This is a genomic window from Methylobacterium oryzae (assembly GCF_021398735.1).
Lineage (GTDB): Bacteria > Pseudomonadota > Alphaproteobacteria > Rhizobiales > Beijerinckiaceae > Methylobacterium.
This window is the reverse complement of sequence record NZ_CP090349.1, coordinates 4,650,907-4,668,611: the sequence shown is the minus strand read 5'-3', so window position 1 is coordinate 4,668,611 and position 17,705 is coordinate 4,650,907. Positions and strand designations below refer to the sequence as shown.

Sequence of the window (17,705 nt, the reverse complement as noted above, 5' to 3'; positions counted from 1 at the left end):
GCCACCGAGCCGCCCAACGGGCCTTTGCGGGGCTCGGTCAGGCCGCGACGTGGATATGCTCCTGCGCGTTGATGAAGGCCGCTACGCCAGCGGCCGGGATCGGCCTGCTCAGCAGGTAGCCCTGGACCTCCGAGAACCCGCTCGCCCGCAGCCGGGCCAGCTGCTCCGGGGTCTCGACGCCCTCGGCCGTCGTCGTGATCTTCAGGCTGCGGCCGAGTTCAGCGACGACGTGGACGATCGCTGCCGCCTCGTCCTTCTCCAGGAGGTTCCGGACGAAGGACTGGTCCAGCTTGATCTTGTCGAATCGGAAGGTGTTCAGGGAGGAGAGAGACGAGTAACCGGTCCCGAAATCGTCCATCGAGAACCGCACGCCTAAGGAGCGCAGGCGGCTCAGCATCTCGAAGCTCGCCTGATCCTGGCTCAGGATCACCGACTCGGTGATCTCCAGCTCGAGACGGTGGCTCGGCAGCTCGGTCTTCAGCAGGACCTCCTCGACGAAACGGTCGAGATTGCCTTCGCGGAACTGGATCGGCGAGATGTTGACGGCGACCCGCAGGGAGCCGGGCCACGTCATGGCATCGGCGCAGGCCCGTTCGAGCACGTAGGCGCCGAGGGCGTCGATCAGCCCCGTCGCCTCGGCGACCGGGATGAACTCGCCGGGCGAGATCATCCCGCGTTCCGGGTGGTGCCACCGCGCGAGGGCCTCGAAGCTCGTCACCGCGTTCGTCGCCAGGTCGAACAGCGGCTGATAGTGCAGCTCGATCTGCGCGGTGCCGATCGCCAGCCGCAGCTCGCGTTCCAGCCAGCGCCGCTGGTTCTGACGCTCCTCCATCTCCTGCTCGAAGACGCGGACGCGCCGACCGCCGTCGGCCTTCGCGGCGTAGAGGGCGACGTCGGCGCGGCGCAGGAGATCGTCGCCGTCGGCATCCTCCGTGCCGGAGACGGCGATACCGAGACTCCCGTCGACGGACACGAACTGGCCGGCGAGGAAGAATGGCCGCCTGAGCTGGATCAGGATCTGCTCCGCCAGGGCGAGGACGCCGTCCGGCAGGTCTGCCTCGAAGAGGACCATCGCGAACTCGTCGCCGCCGAGGCGCGCCACCGTGCCGCCGGACGGGCACAGTCCGGTGAGGCGGCGGCCGACCTGTCGGAGGAGCTCGTCGCCGGCCGGATGTCCGAGGGTGTCGTTGATGCCCTTGAAGTCGTCGAGGTCGAGACAGATGACGGTCACCGCCCGGCCGCCGACCGCATGGTCCGCGAAGGCGGCGGCCAGACGGTCGGCCAGGAGCGCTCGATTCGAGAGGCCGGTCAGCGCGTCGTGGGTCGCGAGATGCGCGATCCGCGCCTGCGCGGTGACGCTCGCGGTGACGTCCTCGTGGGTCTCCACCCAGCCGCCATCGGCCATCGGCTCGACCGTGATCTCGATGCAGCGGCCGTCGGCCAGCGTCCGGGTGAGGGTCCGGCGGATCGGCCCGCTCTCCGCGGCCGACCAGTCCGTGAGACCAGCGAGCCGGTGAACCTCATCCTGTGTCGGGTCGAGATCCAGCACGCCCGGAGCGATCCCGTAGATCCGGCAGAACTGGGAATTGTAGACCTTGAGCCGGCCGTGGACGCCGAACATGCACAGGCCCTGGGACATGTTGTTCAGGGCGGCGTCGAAGCGCTCGTTCTGCTCCTGCAGCTGCCGCTCGCGCTCCGTCAGGACCGTGTTCTGCCGGAACACGTCGTCGCGCAGCTGATCGCGCTCCGAGAGGGAATGCTCGAGCACGACGACGGCCCGCGCGATATCGCCGACCTCGTCGGCACGGTCGATATCGGGCACGCTGACGTGCCAGTTGCCGCGCGCGACCTCGGAGACGGTCTGGGTGATGCGCACCAGGGGACGGGTGATCCGGCTCGACAGGAAGAGCATGACGACGGCGACGAGGCACAGCGTGAGACCGGCGACGACGCTGAGCGTCCGCAGCAGCGCGCGCGAGCTCTCCTCGCCGATGCCCACGACCTTGCCGGTGAGTTGCTGCAGCTCTCGCAGCGGCGCCGCGACGCAGAGGCGTATGTCGGGCGGCTGCGGGATGCAGCGCGCGACCTTCTCGGCGCCGAGCACGGCGTGCAGCTCAGCGCCCGACGCGGGTCCGAGCTGGGCGTTGGAGACCTCCGAGCCCGCCGAGGAGAGGAGGTTCTGGTCGGCGAGGATCAGGACGTCGCGGTTGCTGAGGGACGCGAACGCCGTCAGGGTCGGCTCGTGCGCGCGCAGGACCCGGTACCCGACGAGGCCGCCGATCACCTCGCCGAAATCGTCGAACAGCGGCTCGCCGAAGATGTCGGCGACCGTGCCGCTCTCGGTGGCGGCGAGCGCCCGCGCGAGCGCGTCGTCCCAGCGCAGCGACAGCACGAACCCGTCCGCGTGCTCCCGATCGTTGCGGGCGAGCACGGCCCGCAGGGACGCCGCGACGGGCGACGTCCGGAACGCCGCGTTGGCGGCGAGGAGGTCCGCCTCGACGCGGTCGGCGGTCAGGGCGCGGAGATTGAGGTCGAAGGCGATGGCGCCGTCGAGATCGGCGAGGGCGAGAGCCGGCCGCAGAAGCTCCGAGGCCGCCACCGTGTTGCCGGAGAAGACCGCCTTCGCGACGTCCCAGCGCTTGGACATGGTGGCGAAGCGCCGCTCGACGTCCTCGCGCTGCATCTGCAGCCGCGCCGCGGCAAGCTTGGCGTCGCTGAGCAGGCGGTCGGAGAGCTGGGCCTCGGACCAGGTCGAGACCTCCTGCGCCTGCTCGCGGAGCGTCTGGCCGGAGCGCAGAACCACGAGGAAAACCAACGCCGCCAGCGCGATCGCGGCCGTCGAGAGCGTGGCGCCGACGAGGCGCGCGCGCAGGGAACGCGAGAAGACGGTGCCCGTCACGGCCTGAGCGGGGCGCCGCCCCGCTCCGCCATGACCTGTCCCGCGCGGTCGGAGGTCGCGAAGGCGAGGAACGCCGACGCCGCGGCGTCGCGCGTGGCGGCCTTGTAGATCAGCGCGAGGGTCACGGCGCTCGGATAGGTCGGATCGCGCGGGGCCCGGCCGTCGATCGTCAGGACCGCGAGATCGCCCGCGAGCGCCGGCGAGTACGGTCCGAAGCCGATCGCGCCGGGCGTCTCCCGCACCGTGGCGATCGCGTCCTGGGTCGTGGTCGCGGTCTTCGAGCGGCTGGTCAGGACGAGGTCGCGCCAGCCCGGCATGGTGGCCCGCAGGACCGTGAGCGTGCTGTCCGTGTCCTCGCGCCGGACGACGCGGATCTTCAGATCGGGACCGCCGAGGGCGCTCCAATTGTCGACCGTGCCGGCGAAGATCGCGGCGGTCTGCGCGCTGGTCAGGTTGGTGACGCCGACGCCCTGATGGACGAAGATCGCCGAGGGGATGCGGGCGAGCGGCACCTCCACGAGTCCCTGGGCCTTCTCGGCCTCGGTCAGCGGGCGCGCGACCCGCCCGAGCCTCTGGCGCTCGCCGCCTACGGCCGCGACGGCGCCGCCGGAACCGATGCTCGGCGGCACCGACACGCGCGCGTCGCCGCTCTCGGCATTGTAGGCGGCCGCCACGGCCTGGAGCATCTCGATCCCGTCGCCCGTGCCGACGACCGCGAGGTCGTCCGCGCGCGCGGCGGCCGGCAGGGCCAGGAGGATGATTCCGCCCGCGATGATGCGCCGAAGAGACGTGAATAACAGTGCCATAACCCGAGAATGCGCCTCGAGTGTTTAACCCGAGGTCACCGGATACCGTACACCGAAGGTGTGGTTGACGATCTGCTAGGCGACAGGCTCCGTTTTAGCGGTCCGATGACCCGCGACGCGCTGGAGGAAGCGCTGCAGGAAGTTCGTGTCGGATGGCGGCCTCCCGTCGGCGCCGCGCGCGGCCGCGTAGAAGGGATCGGCGTAGCAGGTCGCCCCGGTCGCCGCGGCGAGGAACTGGACAGCCGCGACCATCTCGGGGGCGCCCGCCGCGAGGACGGTGTCGTCGCGCGTGAGCATCGGCATGTGGAGCGTGGGCCGCCCGGGCCGGGCATCCGGAGGCGGGTTGCCGCCACTGCAGGTCAGGACCGTCGTCGCCCCCCGCGCGCGCAGCCAGTCGAGCGCCGGGCGCATGTAGAGATTCTGCGGGTGCCGCGCGCCGGCCACGACGAGCAGGTCGCGCTCCGGCTCACGCATCCGGCTCGCGCGGGCGACCGCCCAGGCGGGCGCCCAGCCGACGCCCGATGAGACGATCACGAGACGGCCGCGCCCGAGCCGGTGGAAGGCGGTCCCGAACGGGCCCTCGACCTTCACCGCGGTTCCCGGTCCGATCCTGCCGCCGAGCAGCGGCGAGACCGCGCCGTCGGGCTGGCGGCGGATCTGGAAGATCAATTCGTTCAGTTCGCCCGAGCCGTCCGCGCGCAGGGTCGGGCTGTAGTCCCGCGCGGGCAGCCCGGCGAAGGAGACCCGGACATACTGGCCGGGCAGGTAGGTCAGCCGCTTGCGCAGCGCGACCGTCACCTCGACGATCTCGGCGGTGAGATCGACGACGCGGTCCACGGTGCCGGCCCGCCGGACGGCTTCCGGAACCTCGTCGAATTCGATGACCGCGTCGGTGGTCAGGCGAGCCCGGCAGGCCTGCACGGTCTCGCCGATGCGCGTCCCCGCATCGTCGACCGCGCCCGCATGGATCCGGACGCGGCAGGTGTCGCACTGCCCGGTGGCGCAGTCGTGCGGGATCGCCTGGCCGGCCGCCAGACCCGCGTCGAGCAGGGTCTGGCCGGCGCTGGCGCTGACCCGCCTTCCGTTGATGACGAGGGTGACGCGTTCGGCCACGGCGCGCTCCCGGCTCAGCGCAGAAAGACTTCGACCGGCCGCATGTGCCGCGTGTGCCGCGTCTGCGTGTGATCGAAGGCCGAGACATACAGGTAGAAGGTGTTTCCCGGCAGGAAATCGACGTCGTACTTGCTGCCGGTCGCGATCTTGCGCGCGGCGACGAGGGTCCAGTGGTCGTCGGCCCAGTCGGCGGCCGCCGAGATCCCGGCGCGGTCCCCTGTATAGCCGTCGGTCATGAGCACGCCCGGCATCACGGTGCCGACCGGGATCTCCGCGTCGGCGGCCGCCGAGTACGGCACCGTCTCGGTCTTCTCGACCATCCACCACGCCGAGCCCGGCGACGTGCTGGCATCGAAGTCCAGATCCACGGTGCCGAGCCTGGCCACCGTCGCCTGCCAGTCCTTGGGAAGCCGCAGCGGCTCGACCGCCCCCGCGTAGCCGCCCGGACCCTCGAACTTGAAGTTGTAGCGGTACGCGCTGGTGCCGGGATCGCCCCAGTAGCCGGCTTGGTAGCGGCCCTTCACGGCCCGCTCGGCGGCGGTGGGGTCGGTGGGCGGACCGATATGCATGTCCTCGACGACGCCGAGCATGCCGCCGCGGGCCGCCTTCCACTGCCACATGTCGATGTAGCTGCCGTCGGTGGTGTAGTGGTAGCCGCGGCCATTGAGCGGGGCGGGGGCGTCGGGCAGCGGCCGGGCGCCGAGATGGGTCGACCCGCCGCTGCCGAACGCGTCGGATCGCGAGAAGATCACCGCCAGCTTGTCCTCGTAGTAGGCGGTCACGTCCGCGCGCGCCGCGTCCGCGTCGAGGAGGTGCCAGCCGTCCGCCTTCTTGATCATCGGGACGCGCTTGAGCGAGCGCGACGGGTCCCACCAGCGGAAGGCGAAATACACGTTCGTCGCGTCGCGCACGGCGCGGATCTCGACGGTGGTCTCACCGGTCCCGCCGAAATTGGCCCCCTGCATCGTCCGGACCGAGACCGGGCGCGCGGTGCGCCAGACCGGGTCTTCGAGGAGCTTCGACAGGTCGGGCCCGGCCGACACCTTGTCGATCACCAGCGTGGAGCGGCCCTTCACGTCCGCGAAGGCGAGGCCGCCGACGACGGGGAGGCCGATGATGGCGGCGGCCAGGAGCGGTCGCCGCCGCCGCGCCGCATCGTCCGCCAGGGCCGCCGGACGGAACAACCGAAGGAGCTGCCACAGGCCGCCGTACATGAAGTGCGCGAGGGTATGGACCGCGATGTAGGCCAGGGCGACCAGCGCGCAGGTGGCGTGCAGCCAGACCACCCAGCCGCCATAGCCGAGGTAGAGCGCGACCCCGGTGCCTGTCAGGACGAGCGTGACGGCGTAGATCAGCCAGTGCAGCGCGACGTTGATGCCGCCCCACCGTGCCTTCCGGGCGGCCTTGCTTCGCCCGCTGACACGGAGGGCGCGGAGCCGCGACAGGCCGTTGCGATCCGTGAGACGCCCGCGCACGAGGTAGACCAGATAGGCGGTGACTCCGAAGAACAGGGTCAGGCCGGCCACGAAGTGGACGGTCCAGACTTCACCTTGCGGAAGCAGGGGCGCCAGGAACTTGGCGGTCCGCGCCACGGGCGCGTCGGCCGAGATGCGCAGGCCCGTGAGCAGGCTCGCCACCATAGCGATGGCGACCACCCAGTGAATCACGATGGTCCCGACATCGGAACGGGGATGCCGGTCGACCTGCGCGGCGGCTGTACTACGCCACCCGGGGGCGGTCTCGGCTCCGCCGGGCGGATGCGGCGCGAGGGTCAGCGGTTCCGACATTCGATCCTCCGCACCGTCGCCGCAAATTGGACGCGCTACGTTAGAACTTTGTAAATCATGATGCCGGCCGCGGGATATAGCCGAGCTTTGCAATCTATAACTCTTGATCGATATGCTTAACGGCGGTCTCGGCTCGGTCGGTCAGCCGGGAAGGCGGCTCCGCCCCGCCGCGGCGCAAACTGTTTCGGGTCGCGCGTCGACGAGAGGCGGACGCGGCCGACAGGGTACGGCCTCAGAGCGGCACCTCAGCCACCTGTCATGACAGAGCGCTCAGTCAAGAATGCTCGAAGACAGGGTCTCCTAGCGCCGGCACGGGATCTGTCGCCGGATCTCAGGGAGCAGGCCTGATAGGGCGGCAGATGCCTCTTCATCGCTGCTAGCGACATCCACGGCGCAGAACTCAAGGTCTCGGTCGGCGGAGTCCACGCGATGGACCGCGCCATCAACCAGCCTCGCTGAGCCGACGCGGCCGCGATCCGCAGCTCGCCTCACCCGCGCGCTCCCATTTCCGTGATCAATTCAGATACAAAAACAAATTTCAGGAAGTCAATTTCGGTTGAAAAACGCAATCGCAATTTATTTGTAAAATCAAATCTTGACAGATACGGTCAAGCTGCCGAGCGATAGAGCGGCCAATTCTCAAAAAATACTGCGACGTCGCACCGTGTCGGGACCCGTACACGTGCGTGAACGCGGATCATTGGGTTGACGCTGGCAGTGGCACGACCACGGCGTCGGATGCGGGGATATGATGACCAGAATCAAGGCGCTGTTACTGGGCTCCTCGGCCCTGATGATCCCGATCGGCGGTGCGTACGCTGCCGATCTCCCGACGTTTAAGGCTGCGCCGGTCGAGTTCGTACGCGTTTGCAACGCCTACGGCGCCGGCTTCTTCTACATCCCCGGGACCGATACCTGCATTCGTCTGTCCGGACGGGCGCGGTATGACTTTCTGTATCAGACCAGCAAGGTTCGCACGGGCGGCGGCGGCGACCTCACCGGCTATCTCGGCCTGATGCGTCTGAACGTCGATTCGCGGACCCAGACCGATTACGGAACCCTGCGCGCCTTCCTGCGCATCGATGTCGCCAACCGCAGCGGCCCGTTCCTGACCTCGGGATCCCGGCAGCGCGAGAGCTTGGCCATCGCGGGCCTCGGCGCCGACGCCTTCGGGCGCACGCAGACCTACGTCAACGCCGATAAGGCCTTCATTCAGTTCGCCGGGCTCACCGCGGGCCGCGCGTCCTCCTTCTTCGACTTCTACGCGCACGACTTCGAGCTGATCGGCGGCACGGCCGGCTCCGATACGTTCAGCACGAACCTGCTCGCCTATTCGGCGATCCTCGGGAACGGCATCACGCTGACCGCCTCGATGGAAGATCCGACCTACCGGCGCTTCCCGATCTTCGGCACAGGCTCGGCCGTCGGGGCCTTCACGGCCGGTGGCGGCTTCGCGGGCTACAGCAACGCCTTCAACCCGTTCACCCCCTCGACCTGGCTGGCGCCGATCGTCGTCGGTCCCGGCAATGTCGCCTTCGTCGACGTCACCCAGAAGAGCCGCATGCCGGACTTCGTCGGCGCGGCCCGCATCGACCAGGCCTGGGGCTCGGCGCAGCTCTCGGCCGCCGTCCACGAGATCAATGCCGGCGACGCCGGCAGCACGGTCGCGGGCATCACCACCGCCACGACCGGCCTGGGCATTTCGCCGACGGGACGCGCCTCGAACGCCTACGGCTGGGCGGTCCAGGGCGGCCTGAAGGTCAACCTGCCGTTCATCGCGACGGGCGACACGCTCTACCTCCAGGGCGCCTACGGGCAGGGTGCCATCGCCTATACGGGCATCTCCAACTACACGGCGCCGTACGACGCCCTCGGCGCGGCGCCGGTCGGCGGCGGCTCGTTCGCGCAATACTACGCGGACGCGGTGCTCAACCCCGCGACCGGCCGCCTCGAACTGTCGACCTCGTTCTCCGCTGTCGCCTCCCTGCTCCATTACTGGTCGCCCGCCTGGCGCTCGGCCTTCTTCGGCAGCTACGCGCAGATCGACTACAGCTCCAAGGGGCGCAACGCGCTGGGCCTCCTCGGCTTCGGCTTCGCCCCGGCCGGCGCCAGTGCGTCGAATGCCCTGGCCTTCGCCACGAGTCCCATCCTGCGGGGCAACAACCAGATGATCACCGGCGCCAGCCTGATCTGGACCCCCGTGAAGGATCTCGATATCGGCGTCGAGGGCGAGTACATCCGCACGGCGCTCAACAGCGGCGTCACGCCGGACATCTCGAAGAACGCGCTGCGCTACGTCAATTCGCAGGATGCGGCCCAATTCCGGTTCCGCGTGCAGCGGGATTTCTGAACCGATCCGACGCGCCTTCGCGGGCGCAACGTCCAGTCTCGAGCCCGGCCGCAAGGCCGGGCTTCTCTATTTGGAACGCCAAGTAAGTTATCTCGTAAATTGGGCCATATTCAACAAATAAAAGATCTTTTGCTTGCGATCGTCGCAAAATCATCTACAAGAGAGTCAGCTCTTCAGCGGCTTGCTTCGCCGCCGACCGAGCGGATGCTATGGTTTCAGAGCGGCTGGCCCGGGTACCAGGGCAGGGCCGGTCTGACCCAGAGCTTCAGACCCATACGACTTCGCCGACCGGGCAACCGGTCGGCTTTTTCGTGCTCGCTGCCGGCGCAAGCCGGGCAGGATTGTCCGTCAGGCCTGGGCGACACAAGCCCCGATCCCGGTGACCGGGATGTGGCCGACCTGAGGCCATCCTCCACGAGAAATTCAAAAATCGTTTCAAGATTGAAGCCCGTCCAAAGAGCGAAAGAATTATTCCGCAATAAAATATAGAGTTTAAATGGGTATTGCAGCATCTTACTACCACGTCGCCGGTGAGCGACAGTTTGTGTAACGGGAGATCATCATGAAGAACATCGTCCTCGCCTGCTCGATGGGCGCGATGCTGATCGCGGGACCTGCTCTCGCTCAGGACGGTGGCGCGACCATCGATCCCAGCCTCATCGTCCGGACCAACGGCAGCGGCCTCGACGCGTGGTCCGCCTCCGAGGGCAACGACAAGGCGGGCGGCATGTGGGAGGGAGCGACCGGCTACAGCGCCGCGATCCAGCGGCCCAGCGCGGTCGAGACCGTCCCGGCCAATCGCCAGTGGAGCCATCTCAACAGCCGCGAGCGCCGCCGCGGCCAGCCCGCCTACTGAGCGCCCACCCGGTTCGGCCCCGCGCCCGGCACGCCCCGCGATGCGGGACCGGCCGGGCGCGACGGCGTGACGACGGCGTCAGAGGGATGCGGCCGGCAGGAGGTCGATCGACGGGTGCCCCGCGACGCTGTGGGTCCAGCTGAGGGTCACGCGGCAGCCGCTCCCGTCGGAGGCGATGTCGAAGGTGGCGCTGTGCAGCCGCGCGATGGAATCGACCAGGCTCAGGCCGATCCCGAACCCGCTCTTGTCGGTCTTCAGCGCGCCGCGGCGGTACCGGGCGCGCACGGCGCTCAGCTCCTCCGCGGGGATGCCGCAGCCCGTATCGGTGACCTGGATCCCCGTCGGATTCCGGAGCAGCGCGACCGTCACCTGCCCGCCGGCCGGCGTGAACTTCAGGGCGTTGTCGATCAGGTTGCTCACCGCCTCGAAGATCAGGCTGCGGTCGCCCTCGATCGCGCACGGGCCGTCCGGCCGGTCCCAGAGAAGTCGGATGTCGCGCTCGATCGCCAGGGGCTCGTAGTACTCCACCGCATCCTCGAGCAGCCGGCCGAGATCGACCTGGGTGAAGCCAGATCGGCGCAGGCGGTCCTCCATCTCGGAGATGCGCAGCAGGGCCGAGAACCGGACGACGATGCTCTTGACCTCGGCCAGGACGTCCTCGTTGAAGGCGCGGAAGGCCGCGACGCTGTCGGCCTTGCGCAGCGACCGCTCCAGCGTGCCGACCACCCGGGTCAGCGGGGTGCGCAGGTCGTGGGCGATGTTCTCGTTGACGCCCTTGATCTCCAGCATCAGCCGCTCGAGCTGGTCGAGCATGTCGTTCACGACGCGCGTGAGGTGAGCGAGGTCGGCCGAGACGCCGCGCGTCGGCAGGCGCTCGCTCAGGTCGCCGCGCATGATGCGCTCGACCGCCTTGGTGATCGCATCGTTCTGCCGCAGCGAGCCGGCGCCGAACACGACGGCACCGATCAGGCCGATCACGATGGTGGCGGCCATGCCCCAGACAAAGGTCTCGACCAGCGCCTTCTCGAGGGACTGGAGATCCTGGGCCGAGCGGCTGACCAGCACGTACTCGCCGCTCGGAAGCTCGGTGAGCTGGCTGAAGAGCGTGCGGCTGCGGTGATCCAGCGGCTGCGCCAGGATGAACGGCTTCCCGATCGGCGCCCTGTCGGGGAAGGCGATCGGCGCGCCGGCCCGGCGAACGTGGTCGGGCCCGAACAGGACGAGCGGGCGGCCGCCCTCGGCGAAATCCTCGGACGCGTCGATCCGCTCGCGCAGCGCGCGCGGCGACAGGTTCAGGAGGTGCTTCGATTCCCACTCGACCCACTCGAACGCGGCCTTGCGGCCGTAGCTGCGCGTGTCGACGTAGAGGAAGCCCGAGAGCGCCAGCGAGGCGGTCCCGAAGGTCGCGAAGAACAGGCACGCGACGCGGAATCCGCTGGTGCGCCGGACCTCAAGAAGGCGCACGGAGGATGAAGCCCGTGTTGCGCACCGTGTGGATCCGCGGGTTCAGCCCGTCGGGATCGAGCTTCTTGCGGATCTTGCCGATGTGGACGTCAATGACGCTGGACTGGTGATTGAAGCTGTAGCCCCAGACGGATTCGAAGATCATCTTCCGGCTCACCAGCGTGCCGGCGTTCTGCATCAGGAACTCGATGATCGCGAATTCCTTGGGCAGGAGCTCAATTTCCCGGTTCCCGCAGTGGAGGACGCGCTCGATCAGGTCGAGGCGCAGGTCGCCGACGACGAGTTCGTTCACCGCCTCCGCGGCCATCTTGCGCCGCGCCAGCGCGTCGACGCGGGCGGTCAGCTCGATGAACTCGAATGGCTTGGCCAAGTAGTCGTCTCCGCCGGCGCGCAGCCCGTCGACACGCTCGTTGACGGCCGACAGGGCGCTGAGGATCAGGACTGGCGTCGAGACCTTCGCGGCGCGCAGCTCGGTCAGCAGCGACAGGCCGTCGATCTCCGGGAGCATCCGGTCGAGCACGATCACGTCAAAGTTACCGTCCAGGGCCTTGCGTAGTCCGATGCTGCCACTGGGGGCTTCGTCGACCTGAAATCCGTATTCCGCGAGGGCCGAACCGATCTCCGCGGCGACCCGCCGGTCGTCCTCGACTACCAATACGCTGGCCATTCGTTTTTCCTTCTTATTTTGTATTCGCCGGCCCTGTCTGGTCTCCTGCGGCTCGGAGGGAGAGGTGGAATTATCCTCTTCGGAGCCGGAGTCAAATGCGGTTCGGTCGCGGCGGCCGACCTGCGTCATCCCGCCGGCGAAGCTTACAAGGGAGCGAGGGATCTGGACCATGCGCCTCACTCCGCGCTCGCCTGCTCGGAGAGCTTGGCTGTCGGGACCTGAGAGGCGACGGAGCCGCGGGGGACGACGCGGCTGCCGTCCTGAAGGCCGGCGGGCGGGTTGAGGACGACGGTCTCGCCGCTGTCGAGGCCGCTGCGCAGCTCGAGGCGCGTGCCGAGATCGCGCGCGATCGTGATCGGCCGGAGCCGGACGGTGTCGTCCGCCCCGACCACGGCCACGCGCGTCCCCTCCGCGTCGAAGATGAGCGCCTCGGACGGCACGATCACCCGCGGATGCGTGCGCGGCACCGCGAAAGTGACGGCGACGTAGAGGCCCGGCCGCAGGATTCCGTCGGGATTGGCGACGTCGACCTCCGTGTCCAGCGTCCGCACCGAGGATTGGAGAGCCACCGAGCTGCGCGAGACCGTGCCGTCGAAGGTCCGGTCCGGGATCTGCGCGACCTGGACGCGCGCCTTCACCCCGTCGCGGATGCCCACGGCGGCCGATTGCGGCACCTGCACCGCGACGCGCAGGACATCGGTGCTGTCGACCGTGAAGAGCGGCGTCCCGGAGCCGGCATCGCCGTGGACGAGGTCGCCGACATCGACCTTGCGGGCGGTCACGATGCCGTCGAACGGCGCGACGACGTTCTCGAAGGTGGTCAGCGTGCGGAGCCGGTCGACGGTCGCCTGCTGGGCGGTGATGTTGGCTTCCGCGACCTTCACCTTCGCCTGCGCGGCGGCGAGGGTCGCGGTGGCGGTCAGCATCCCCGCGCGGGTCTGGTCGGCGTTCTGCTTCGAGGCCCAGCCTTGTCCGGCCAGGGTCGCGGTGCGGGCGTCGGTCACGTTCGCGAGCGTCACGCTGGCCTTGGCCTGCTCCACATCCGCCTGCGCGACGGCGAGCTGCGCCTTGAACTGGCCGAGTTGGGCCTCGGCCTGCCGGGCCTGCTGGTCGAGGTCGGGCGCGGCGATCCGGACCAGCAGGTCGCCCTTCTTGACCCGCGACCCGATGTCGACCCGGCGCTCGGCGATGTAGCCGGTGGCGCGGGCGAAGATGTCGGCATGGTCGAAGGCCTCGGTCTGGCCCGGCAGGGTCAGCGTCATGGGCCCGTCATCCACCTGCGCCGGCCCGGTGCGGACCGTCGGAACGAAGTTCACGGCCTCGGCCTGGGTCTCCAGGGAGGCCTGGTAGGTTTCCCAATGGTGCCAGGCGCCGAGCCCGAGGGCGCTGCCGAGCGCGAGGAACGCCACGAGGAACGGGCGCTTGCGCGGCGGCGGCGGCACCGCGTGGACGAGGGCCTCGCCGGCCCCGTCCTGCCGCAGCGGGTCGATCTCGACCGCGTGCTGGTGCGCCCGCGCGGCAGCCTCGGCGCCGCTCCCGGGGGCGTCGTTGAAACGGGTCATCAATAATCCTCGAGGGGCTTGATCGGGTTGCGGCGGAGCAGGGTGTAGAGAAGGGGGACGAAGAGCAGGGTCGAGACGGTGCCCATCCCGATCCCGCCCATCACCGCGCGGGCAAGGGCGGCGTTCTGCTCGGCGCCTTCGCCGGACCCGATCGCCATCGGGATCAGGCCCAGGAACATCGCGGAGGCGGTCATGAGCACCGGCCGGAGGCGGGTATGGCCGGCCATCAGGGCGGCCTCGCGGGCAGAGCAGCCGGTGGCCTCGCGGTGCTCTTTGGCGAATGTGACGAGCAGGATCGAGTTCGCGCTCGCCACGCCGACCGACATGATCGCGCCGAACAGGGCGGGGATCGAGAACGCCGTGCTGGTGATGAACAGGCTCATCACGATGCCGCAGAAGGCCAGCGGCAGGGCGGCGATGACCACGAAGGGGTCGACCCACGTCTGGTAGTTCAGGACGAGCAGCAGGTAGACCGCCACCAGCGCGATCCCGAGCCCGAGCTCGATGCGCGAGAAGGCGCTCTCCATGCTCTCGATCTGGCCGCGGACGAGGATCTTGTCCGGGGCCGGGAGCTTGACCTGCTCCTCGGCGACGATCCGGTCCACGGCGTTTCGGACACTGCCGAGATCCGCGTTCTGGACGTTGGCGAGGATGTCGAAGGTCGGCTGCTGGTTGACGTGGTTGATCACGGTCTGCTCAGGCTGCCGCTGCATCGTGGCGATGTTCGACAGCAGGATCGGGATGCCGGGCCTGTCACCCGCGTCCGTGTGCACCGAGACCGGCGTGTTCATCAGCTGCGTGATGTCGGCGTTGCGCCACTCCGGCGTCTGGACCCAGAGCTGATACGGCATGCCGGACTTGGGATCGGCCCAGAAGTTCGGGCTGACCTGGAAGGAGCCGGAGAGCGAGACGTTCAGGTTCTGCGCGATGGACTGCTCGCTGACGCCCATCTCGGAGGCCAGCCTGCGGTCGACGTTCACGTACATCTGCGGGGCGTCGACGATCTGGTGCAGGTGGACGTCGACGGCGCCGCGGACCGCCGCGATGCGGCGGACGAGGTCCTGCGCCACGGCGAGGTCCTCGGCATCGTGCCGCCCGGAGACCTGCACGTCGATCTGCGCGACGGTCCCGAAATTCAGGATCTGCGTGATGATGTCGGACGGCTGGAAGTAGAAGGTGTCGTCGGGGAAGGCCTGGTGCAGGACCTGGCGCAGCCGCTTCTCGTAGAAGGAGATCGGCTTATGCTCACCCTTCAGGTTGATGAGCATCTGCCCGTCATTGTAGGCGACGAACGACGCATCCATGAAGGCGAAGTTGTAGTTCGAGGCGGGGAGGCCGATATTGTCCAGGATGAGCCCGAGCTCGTCCTTCGGGACGACCTGCCGGACGACGTCCTCGACCTGCGCGAAGGTCTTCTCCGCCTGCTCGATCCGCTCGCCCGGCCGGGTGCGGATATGCAGGGTCATCTGGCTGGATTCGATCTGCGGGAAGTAGTCCTGACCGACGAAGGGGAAGATCGCGGCTGTCACCGCGACGACGGCGAGCGCGCCGGACAGCGCGCGGGCCGGGTGCCCGAGCACCGCGGACAGGAGGCCGACATAGCCCGCGTGGAAGCGCGCGAACCCGCGCTCGAACGCGTTGCGGAAGGCGAGGGCGCCGCGCAGCGGATATTGAAGCAGCCAAGCGAGGGGCCGTGTCGGCGCACGGAGAATCCGGCTGAGGACGGAGCGGCGGCGGGGTGGTGACGCCCCATCGACCTCGGCGGCCGGGCCGTGATGCCGGGCGTATTCCGGGGCGACCAGGACGTCGATGAGGATCGCCACCAGCGTCCGCGACAGGAGGTAGGAGGTCAGCATCGCGAAGACCACCGCCTCGGCCTGCGGGACGAAGAGGTAGCGGGGCGCGTCCGTGAGGAAGAAGACCGCCGAGAAGGCCGAGCAGATCGCCAGCGTGGAGATCAGGGCCGGCTTGGCGATGCCGGCCACGCCCTCGACCACCGAGCGCCGGAAGGAGAAGCCTTCCTCGAACATCCGGTAGGTGTTCTCGATCGCGACCGTCGCGTCGTCCACGAGGATGCCGACGGCCAAGGCGAGGCCGCCCAGGGTCATCACGTTGACGGTCTGGCCCAGAGCAACCAGGATCGACAGGGAGGTCAGGATGCAGAGCGGGATGGAGACCAGCACCACGATGGTCGAGCGCCAGGAGCCGAGGAACAGCAGGATGGCGAGACCGGTGAGCCCCGCAGCGATCACCGCCTCGCGCACCACGTCGGAGATGGCGTCCGAGACGAAGACTGACTGATCGAACAGCGGCGTGATGGTCATGCCCTTCGGCGCGGCCGCGTGGATGTCCGGCAGGGCGGCCTTGACGGCGTTCACGACGTCCAGGGTCGAGGCCGCGCCGTTCTTGAGGACCTGCAACAGGACGGAGTGGTGGCCGTCGGCGCGGACGATGTTGATCTGCGGGGGCGAGCCGTCCCGGACATGGGCGACGTCGCGCAGCAGGACCGGCTGGTTGTTCTCGACCTTGATCGGAATGCGGTTGAGCTGATCGACCAGCTGCGGGCTCGAGTTCAGCCGCACCGTGTATTGCTGCGTCCCGATCTTCGCGAGGCCCGAGGGCACGACGAGGTTCTGCTTGAGGACCGCGTTCAGGACATCGAGCGGCGTCATGCCGATCGCGCGCAGCTTGCCGGGGTCGAGATCGACCATGACCTGACGCGGCGCGCCGCCGTAGGGCGAGGGCAGGGTCGAGCCCGGCACCTCGGCGAGCCGGCGACGGGTCCGGTACTGCGCGTAGTCGAAGACCTTGGTGAGCGGCAGCTTCGAGGACGACAGCGCCATCTGAATGACGGGCACCGACGAGGCGGAGAAGCGCATGATGACGGGAGGCTGCACGCCCGGCGGCATGCGCGAGCGGATCGCGTTCATCGCCGAGTCGACCTGGGTCATCGCCAGATCGATGCTGACCGCGGAATCGAAGTAGATCCGCTCGGTCACCGTGCCCTGGATCGACGTCGACTCGATTCGGCGGATGTTGTTCACGTTGCTCGACAGCGAGAACTCGCTGTAGTTCGTGATGCGCTGGACCATGTCGGTCGCGTCGAGACCGTTATAGGTCCACACCACCACCACCACCGGGATATCGACGGCGGGCAGCACGTCCTTCGGCGCGACGGTGATCGAGCCGAGCCCCGCGAGGAACATGAGGACGGCAAGAACATAGAAGCTCTTGCGAAACTTCAGAGCGAACCGGACGAGTTCCATGTGATCAGTCGGGTGTCCCGCCGTGACCCGGCTCCCATTCCCGCGGGATGCCCGCGTGAACTGGGAGCCGATCAAGCCTCGTGTGCGAAGAGAAGGCAGGGCGAATGCCCGGCACGCCGAAGTTATAGTCCTGGCAAAGACACTCTTCGAATGAATTCGGCACGACAAAATAAAGCGCGTTTAAGAAACTTAAAGCGGCAGCGGATCTCTAAAGTGCGTCGCGAAACCGATGCTTGAACTGTCTCCGACCCAGGCCGCGGCCGGACGGGCGCGCATCGAATTTTAAAGAAAATTTCTCAAATCAATTTCGTTTTCACTGCTGAAAAGCCTATTTTATTGCAGTGCGTGCTCGGCTTGCGCCATCTTCCGAATGTCGAGATGGGCTGACCCGCCAACGTCGCTGAAGGCAGTGCGTCGCGGCCACGCTGTGATCCCGTCGGGCGGCTGTTCCGAAGCGCGCACGCGTTGTGGCGGGCCTGCTCGCAGAGACCGGCCGCTGACGCCCGCGGCGGTCTCGTCGGACACATCCAGGACATCCGGAGCGCGGCTTCCGCGCTGCCGATCTCGTGCGCTCAAGGAGGAGCAGGCCTATGACCAGACGATGTCTGCTGATCTTGGTCTCGGTGCTCTCACTGTCGCTGCAGACCGGCGTGGCGCTGTCCGAGAGCGAGATGCCGGCAGGAGGCGCCTTCATGAGCAGTTACACTTCGGATCCTTACTTCGACCCGCGGTCACGGTACTCGCAGGCTCACGCCACCGGAGACATCCGCGGACAGCCGATGCTCGTCGAACCGGGCGACGCCCCGCCGCCCTGCAAGCTCTTCGACACGGCCTGCGCGGCCGCCTTCGAGCGCTCACGCCCCCACGCGTATCGCTAGGGCCGGCGCCGACCGGGCGAGAGCGGAGCGCTCGCCCTTCTCGGTCCGAAAACGCGC

The 17,705-nt window shown here is 68.4% G+C and carries 11 protein-coding genes; 3 read left to right on the top strand and 8 right to left on the bottom strand.

What is annotated here, in order from left to right; all coding sequences use genetic code 11:
* Positions 1 to 37: 37 nt before the first annotated feature.
* From LXM90_RS22275 to LXM90_RS22260, 4 genes are all read right to left on the bottom strand, one after another.
* Positions 38 to 2,899, bottom strand: coding sequence for a putative bifunctional diguanylate cyclase/phosphodiesterase (locus tag LXM90_RS22275; protein ID WP_020091589.1), 2,862 nt, complete (start codon positions 2,897 to 2,899; stop codon positions 38 to 40).
* Positions 2,896 to 3,705, bottom strand: a complete 810-nt coding sequence (locus tag LXM90_RS22270) for a PstS family phosphate ABC transporter substrate-binding protein (RefSeq protein ID WP_020091590.1) — start codon at positions 3,703 to 3,705, stop codon at positions 2,896 to 2,898. The genes LXM90_RS22275 and LXM90_RS22270 overlap by 4 nt, the downstream gene beginning before the upstream one ends.
* A gap of 75 nt (positions 3,706 to 3,780) precedes the next feature.
* On the bottom strand, positions 3,781 to 4,818 hold the full coding sequence (locus tag LXM90_RS22265; protein WP_020091591.1) for a 2Fe-2S iron-sulfur cluster-binding protein: 1,038 nt from the start codon (positions 4,816 to 4,818) through the stop codon (positions 3,781 to 3,783).
* 14 nt (positions 4,819 to 4,832) lie between these two features.
* Positions 4,833 to 6,605: an ethylbenzene dehydrogenase-related protein gene (locus LXM90_RS22260; protein ID WP_020091592.1), complete on the bottom strand. Its 1,773-nt coding sequence runs from the start codon at positions 6,603 to 6,605 to the stop codon at positions 4,833 to 4,835.
* A 751-nt stretch (positions 6,606 to 7,356) separates the two neighbouring features.
* On the opposite strand from LXM90_RS22260, the gene LXM90_RS22255 reads away from it, so the two are divergent.
* On the top strand, positions 7,357 to 8,955 hold the full coding sequence (locus tag LXM90_RS22255) for a porin (protein WP_419149869.1): 1,599 nt from the start codon (positions 7,357 to 7,359) through the stop codon (positions 8,953 to 8,955).
* Positions 8,956 to 9,517: 562 nt separating this feature from the next.
* A complete protein-coding gene (locus LXM90_RS22250) occupies positions 9,518 to 9,811 on the top strand; it encodes a hypothetical protein (protein ID WP_020091594.1) in 294 nt (97 codons plus the stop codon).
* 78 nt (positions 9,812 to 9,889) lie between these two features.
* On the opposite strand, the gene LXM90_RS22245 is transcribed toward LXM90_RS22250, so the two are convergent.
* The 4 genes from LXM90_RS22245 to LXM90_RS22230 are packed head-to-tail and all read right to left on the bottom strand — an operon-like array spanning position 9,890 to position 16,770.
* Positions 9,890 to 11,275 (bottom strand): sensor histidine kinase, encoded by a 1,386-nt coding sequence (locus tag LXM90_RS22245; protein ID WP_020091595.1) that lies wholly within the window; start codon positions 11,273 to 11,275, stop codon positions 9,890 to 9,892.
* Positions 11,262 to 12,113, bottom strand: a complete 852-nt coding sequence (locus LXM90_RS22240; protein ID WP_307188506.1) for a response regulator transcription factor — start codon at positions 12,111 to 12,113, stop codon at positions 11,262 to 11,264. Before LXM90_RS22240 ends, LXM90_RS22245 begins: the two co-directional genes overlap by 14 nt.
* 5 nt (positions 12,114 to 12,118) lie before the next feature.
* The gene (locus LXM90_RS22235) at positions 12,119 to 13,504 is read right to left on the bottom strand and encodes an efflux RND transporter periplasmic adaptor subunit (protein WP_020091597.1); all 1,386 of its coding nucleotides are present in this window, start codon (positions 13,502 to 13,504) and stop codon (positions 12,119 to 12,121) included.
* On the bottom strand, positions 13,504 to 16,770 hold the full coding sequence (locus LXM90_RS22230; protein WP_020091598.1) for an efflux RND transporter permease subunit: 3,267 nt from the start codon (positions 16,768 to 16,770) through the stop codon (positions 13,504 to 13,506). The genes LXM90_RS22235 and LXM90_RS22230 overlap by 1 nt, the downstream gene beginning before the upstream one ends.
* Before the next feature lie 590 nt (positions 16,771 to 17,360).
* On the opposite strand from LXM90_RS22230, the gene LXM90_RS22225 reads away from it, so the two are divergent.
* The gene (locus LXM90_RS22225) at positions 17,361 to 17,648 is read left to right on the top strand and encodes a hypothetical protein (protein ID WP_020091599.1); all 288 of its coding nucleotides are present in this window, start codon (positions 17,361 to 17,363) and stop codon (positions 17,646 to 17,648) included.
* Positions 17,649 to 17,705 lie beyond the last annotated feature (57 nt).